Here is a 1,376-nt window from a genome sequence, read left to right on the forward strand (position 1 = left end):
GCTGGTCGGTGAGCACTGTGTGCGCCTGGAGTGTTGGTCGATTCCTAGCGCTAGATCGTGCCCCGGCCGGTTGGTGAGGTCACCTATAGCGCTGATGGGGTGTCGTGCCGTTCGAGCACTGATCCATTAGGTTGCCGCCGGGTGTCCTTCGGCTCGAACAGGTTTCACCCAACATCGAGCAGGGAGGCAAGGTGACGATTTTCGTTGGAGACGATTGGGCCGAAGATCACCACGACATTCATGTGATGGACGCCGAGGGGACCAAACTAGCGTCGAGGCGGCTTCCTGAGGGACTTGCCGGGATCGGCGGGTTCCACGAACTGGTGGCCGCCCACGCCGACGGGCCCGATCAGGTGATCATCGGCATCGAAACCGACCGCGGTCTGTGGGTGCAAGCGCTGGCCGCCGCCGGCTATGAGGTGTTCGCGGTCAACCCGCTCGCGGTGGCCCGTTACCGCGACCGCCACCAGGTCTCAGGCGCCAAATCCGACGCCGCCGACGCCAAACTGCTCGCCGATCTGGTGCGCACCGACCGGCACAACCACCGCCTGCTCGCCGGGGACACCGCAGATGGTGAGGCAGTCAAGGTGCTCGCGCGGGCGCATCAGAACCTGATCTGGGCGCGCACCCGCAACACCAACGCACTGCGCAGCGCGTTGCGGGAGTACTACCCGGGCGCGTTGGAGGCCTTCGACTCGCTGTCCGACCGCGATGCCCTGGCCATCCTGGGCCGCGCCCCCACCCCCAGCGACGCAGCCCGACTGAGTGTCTCCAAGATCCGATCAGCACTCAAAGCCGCAGGGCGACAACGCAACCTCGATACCAGAGCACTCGAAATTCAGACCGCGCTGCGCACCGAGCAGCTCGCCGCCCCACCCGCCGTCGCTGCCGCGTTCGGGGCGAGCACCCGCGCTCTGGTCGCCATCATCGCCGAGCTCAACCATCAGATCGCCGACCTGGAGGCCGAGTTGGCGACACATTTTGAGACACACCCGGACGCCGACATCTACCTCTCCCTGCCAGGACTTGGTGTCATCCTCGGCGCCCGGGTGCTTGGTGAGTTCGGGGACGACCCGAACCGTTACACCACCGCCAAGTCTCGCAAGAACTACGCCGGAACCTCACCATTGACCATCGCCTCAGGCAAGAAACGTGCCGTGCTGGCCCGCCACGTACGCAACCGCCGCCTCTACGACGCGATCGACCAATGGGCCTTCTGCGCGCTGAGCAACAGTCCCGGCGCCCGCGCCTTCTACGACCAGCACCGCGCCGCCGGCGACACCCACCACCAAGCACTACGCGCCCTGGGCAATCGCCTCGTCGGCATCCTGCACGGCTGCCTACGCCACCACACCACCTATGACGAACACAAAGCC

General features: G+C 65.9%; 1 protein-coding gene. It reads left to right on the forward strand.

The window, feature by feature from the left end:
* Window positions 1-191: 191 nt before the first annotated feature.
* On the forward strand, window positions 192-1,376 hold a 1,185-nt coding region (locus AC4LGL_RS33805; protein WP_491842599.1), incomplete at its 3' end, for an IS110 family RNA-guided transposase.

The sequence above is a fragment of the Mycolicibacterium arcueilense genome, assembly GCF_058536225.1.